The sequence below is a fragment of the Gemmatimonas sp. genome, assembly GCF_036405635.1.
GTDB lineage: Bacteria > Gemmatimonadota > Gemmatimonadetes > Gemmatimonadales > Gemmatimonadaceae > Gemmatimonas.
The window spans coordinates 1-4,532 of the sequence record NZ_DASWXE010000049.1; the positions used below are offsets into that span (position 1 = coordinate 1).

4 protein-coding genes are annotated in these 4,532 nt (G+C 66.7%); 2 read left to right on the plus strand and 2 right to left on the minus strand.

The window, feature by feature from the left end; genetic code table 11:
- The coding region (locus VGE27_RS03445; protein ID WP_331048237.1) for a xanthine dehydrogenase family protein molybdopterin-binding subunit at window positions 1-1,587 on the minus strand (1,587 nt) is incomplete at its 3' end.
- 71 nt (window positions 1,588-1,658) lie between these two features.
- Here VGE27_RS03445 and VGE27_RS03450 point away from each other — a divergent pair.
- A complete protein-coding gene (locus VGE27_RS03450; protein WP_331048238.1) occupies window positions 1,659-2,066 on the plus strand; it encodes a hypothetical protein in 408 nt (135 codons plus the stop codon).
- Between the two features lie 58 nt (window positions 2,067-2,124).
- On the opposite strand, the gene VGE27_RS03455 is transcribed toward VGE27_RS03450, so the two are convergent.
- Window positions 2,125-3,693: a protein adenylyltransferase SelO gene (locus tag VGE27_RS03455; protein WP_345787973.1), complete on the minus strand. Its 1,569-nt coding sequence runs from the start codon at window positions 3,691-3,693 to the stop codon at window positions 2,125-2,127.
- Between the two features lie 38 nt (window positions 3,694-3,731).
- On the opposite strand from VGE27_RS03455, the gene VGE27_RS03460 reads away from it, so the two are divergent.
- The gene (locus VGE27_RS03460) at window positions 3,732-4,466 is read left to right on the plus strand and encodes a copper resistance protein NlpE N-terminal domain-containing protein (protein ID WP_331048240.1); all 735 of its coding nucleotides are present in this window, start codon (window positions 3,732-3,734) and stop codon (window positions 4,464-4,466) included.
- The last annotated feature ends 66 nt before the right edge of the window (window positions 4,467-4,532 follow it).

Here is a 4,532-nt window from a genome sequence, read left to right on the forward strand (position 1 = left end):
GTAGGGCTGGTCCCATGTGCCTTCGGCCGTGGTGCGATCAGGACCGCGCGTGGTGGGCAGAAATCCCACACGCTGACTCAGTGCCTTGAACGGGGCCTGGCTGGCTGATTGCACCACAAGTGCGCGCAACGCGCCCGATGGTGACAGCGACGCCCGCAGGCGGGTCACGGCCGCCGGGCGATAGAAGTCGGCACGCATGTCGTCTTCACGTGTCCAGATCATCTGCACCGGCACACCAGGCATCGCTCTGGCAATGGTTGCCATCTGCGCCACATAGTCAGCTTCGAGCCGACGACCAAAGGCGCCACCCATCTGGTACTGGTGCACCGTGATCTGCGAGGCATCGAGCGCCGTCACATGCGCCATCGCGTCACGTGCAAATCCCGGCACCTGTGTGCCGGTCCACAGCTCCGCGCGATCCTTGAACACGCGCGCGGTGGCGTTGATCGGCTCCATCGCGGCGTGCGCGAGATAGGGCGCCTCGTACAGCGACTCCATCACGCGGGCACCAGGCACACTCACCGCAGCCTGCGCATCCTTGCTTCGACGAAAGGCAAACCCATCGCCATGCAGCGCCTGATCCCGCAGCGTGGACATGATGCCATCGCTGGACAATGCCGCGTGCGGGCTTGGACTCCACTCAATGGCGAGCGCCGACAGCGCCTGACGCGCCTGCCACAACGATTCGGCAATGATGGCCACGCCAGGTTGGTCGCCATAGCGCGTGCCTTCGAGGGGCACCACCGCGCGCACACCCGGGCGGGCCATCGCCGCCTGCTGGTCGAAGTGCAGTGGCCGACTGCCCAGCACGGGTGGCAGGGCCACGGCGGCATACAGCATGTCGGCCAGTGAGACATCCATGCCGTAGAGTGGCGCGCCTTCCACTTTCTGGCGCGCGTCGAGCTGCGGTGTGGCCACACCGATGCGCGTGAACTGCGCAGGCGGCTTGAGCGTGATACGCGACGGACGCTGCCTCACCGCTCCAGCAGCCAGCGATCCGTAAGTCAGACGCTGCGTGCCGCATACCACCACACCGCGCTCGGTGCGGCATTCCGCAATCGGGATACCGGTCTGTTCGGCGGCGGCAGAGAGCAGGGCTTCGCGGGCTGTGGCGCCGGCCTGACGTGCGACCACCCAGCAGTCCCGCACACTCGATGAGCCGCCGGTCATCATCACTCCAAGCTCACGGGCGACCTTCGCGGTCAGCCACCGCACGCCGCGCACGAGCGGGGCGTGTTCCTCGTCGGGGTGAATGGGCAAGCCGTCGACCAGCGCCGCCACATTGCCGTAAATGCGGTCGATCGGGCTGTGCACCACCCGCACCTGCTCCCAGTCGCAATCGAGCTCCTCGACAACCAGCATGGCCAGCGCCGTATGAATGCCCTGCCCCATCTCGGCCTTGGGCGCGACGATGGTGACCGCGCCATCGGGCGCAATGGTGAGCCAGCCGTTGAGGGCGACGGAGTCGGCGGAAGTCTCGGGTGCACGCTGACCGCGCAGGCGCTGCCGCGGAGGGAGCAAGCTCCATCCGAGGAAAAGCGCGCCGCCCGTGCCCAGTCCACCCAGCAGAAATGCCCGCCGTCGCATGCGGAGAAAATGTGGGCCCATACGGCAGTCCACCACTGGCCGGTGAGCCTCGCACGCACCACGTTCCTGCCATGCGCCGATTTCACCTGACCTCGGGCCTCTGCATGGCCCTGCTGCTCACTGCGGCCTGCAAGGACGAGCAGACCCGTGCCGCCGAAGCGGCCGCCAAGTCCGTGGCTTCGGCCCGGATCCTCGGTCCCGAGGATGTGCAGATGATGAGCATGGACGGCACGGTGGGCCTGGAGGTCGTGGGCGACTCCGTGCATGTGTACCTGCCCAACAGCGTGGTCAGCGTGCCGGCCACGCACATCCAGAATGTGAAGTACGCCGACGAACGCCTGCGCTTCGACATCGATGGCATCGGCGTGAAGATCTTCGAGGTCGGCGACGGCCGCGAAGGTGCTGTGTTCACGCAGGTGGACGCGCTGCGCTTTGTGGGCGCGATCGTGAAGAAGCAGGCGGAGATGGCGTCCCGCTGACGCCTCACAGCGGCAGAACGCTTCCGCTGCGAATACGGGGCGTCAGGTCAGGAGCGGCTCAGGAGCTGCAGGACAACATCGAACAGCCGGCCTTGTGGCGCGCCCATTCGGGGCGGCGCCCGGCCAGGGCGGCGTGCTCCGGCTGTTCGTCGTACGGACGGCGCAGCACCTCGAGCAGCAGGCGCACCTGTGACGGATCGCCCGCCGTGGCCGCATCGATGGCCTGCTGCGCGACATAGTTGCGCAGCACGAACCACGGATTCACCGCGTGCATCGCAGTGCGACGCGCCTCGGCATCGGGGCGCTGCACCCGCACCGCCTGATACCAGCGCTGCAGCCACGACGTGAGCGCATCAGTGTTGGCATCGCGCAACGCGGGATCGTAGAACACATCGCCCAGCAACGTCACCGCGGACGCATCGGCCGGCACATCGCGCAGGTCGCCCAGCGCACGGAAGAATCGCGTGAAGTCGATCTCGGCACGCTCCATCAACACGAAGCCTTCCGTGATGATCGCGTCTTCGTCGGGGCCCTGGCGCACGAACCCGAACTTGGCGGCCTGCATCGCCTCGTGTTCGTTCAGGAACACGTCGCCATAGTGATCGAGACCGGACTGCAGGGGCGTCACGTCGGAGAACAGCGGTGCAATCGCGTCGGCGAGACGCATGAGATTCCACTGCGCCACCGCCGGCTGCTGGGCGTAGCGGTAGCGACGGCCCTGCGCATCGGTGGTGTTCGGCGTCCACTGCGGATCGAAGTTGTCGAGCCAGCCGTAAGGGCCGTAGTCGATCGTGAGGCCCAGGATCGACATGTTGTCGGTGTTCATCACGCCGTGCACAAACCCCACGCGCATCCAATGCACCATGAGGTGCGCCGTGCGCTCGCACACTTCGCGAAACCAGGCGGCACGACGCTCAGCGTCGCTGCCAGCGATGTGCGGGAAGTCGCGCGCGATGGTGAAGTCCACCAACTGGGCGAGCGTCTCCAAGTCGTGACGCGCCGTGAAGATCTCGAAATTGCCGAAGCGCACGAAGGACGGCGCCACGCGGCACACCACTGCGCCGGGTTCGGGAGCGGGATTGCCGTTGTAAAACATGTCGCGCACCACCGGCTCGCCCGTGGTCACGAGCGACAATGCGCGCGTCGTGGGCACACCCAGATGGTGCATCGCCTCGCTGCACAGGAACTCGCGGATGGACGAGCGCAGCACCGCGCGCCCGTCGGCGGTACGCGAATACGGCGTGGGACCGGCGCCCTTGAGCTGCAGTTCCCAGCGCGCGCCTTCTGCCGTGACGAGTTCGCCAAGCGAGATGGCGCGGCCATCGCCCAACTGTCCGGCCCACTGACCGAACTGGTGGCCCCCGTAACACGCCGCCCAGGGGCGCATGCCGTCCAGCAGGGCGTTGCCGCCGAACACGGCCGCAAACTCAGGCGACGCAGTCTGTTCGGGCGAGAAACCGAGCATGGTGGCCACATCGGGCGCCACCGCGAGGAGCTGAGGGGCAGCGACCGGGGTGGGCTGCACCGCACTCCAGGCGGCGCCGAGCACTTGTCGCCGCTGGTTCCTCGGGTCAGGATCCCCGGGGAGCTCGTCGACGAAGCGGTTGTCGAATCGCAGCGTCTGCACCTGGGTGTTCAAAGTCTTCACAACGGGAAGCTAGACAGATGATCAAGACCGTGATGGCGCCCGTGGTGGCGCTGACGGCGGCGTTGCTGACCGCATCGCTGGCCGCATGTGGCGGCGACACGGCCGAACAGGGCGCCGACTCGACTGCAGCCAAGGCTGGCCCTGCCGTGACGATCGCGTCCATCGCGCCGGCCACCTATAACGGGACCCTCCCGTGCGCCGATTGTTCCGGACTCATCACCACGCTTTCGGTGTGGCCGGACAGCGTCTATCGCCTGCGCGAGACGTACGACGGCAAGAACAAGACGCCCAACGTGCGCATGGGCCGCTGGCAGTTCGACGGGAAGACGCTGACGCTGCAGGGCGACACCGGCGTGGTGGGACGCTGGGCATTCGTGCACGGTGACACGCTGCGCATGCTCGATCAGGCGGGTCAGCCCATCGCCAGTGAGTTGCCGATGCACCTGCTGCGCACCGACGCCATGGACCCGGTGAGCGAGTCGGCCGTCTATGTGGGCTCGTTCGTGTACTGGGCCGATGCGCCCACGCTGCGGGAATGCGCCTCGGGCAAGACCATCCCGGTGCTGATGAAGGGTGACTACAAGGTGCTGGAAAAGGCCTATACGGCCGCGAAGCTGCCTGTGGGCAGCGGCCAGCAGGTGGAGGTGCAGGCCCGCTTGGTGCCCCGCCCGGCCGATATGGAGGGCACCGAGCCGTTCGTGTTCGAGATCTCCAAGTACATCGGACCGTCGATCAACGGGAACTGTCGCTGACCTTTCCGGCTACAAGAAGGACTATGGACAACACCAGCAATAGCACCAGCAATACCAACGGCTACA

Bases quoted from the DNA above. Each gene is read 5' to 3' on its own strand.
- VGE27_RS03450 (WP_331048238.1), top strand. From the start codon at position 1,659: ATGCGCCGATTTCACCTGACCTCGGGCCTCTGCATGGCCCTGCTGCTC.
- VGE27_RS03460 (WP_331048240.1), top strand. From the start codon at position 3,732: ATGATCAAGACCGTGATGGCGCCCGTGGTGGCGCTGACGGCGGCGTTG.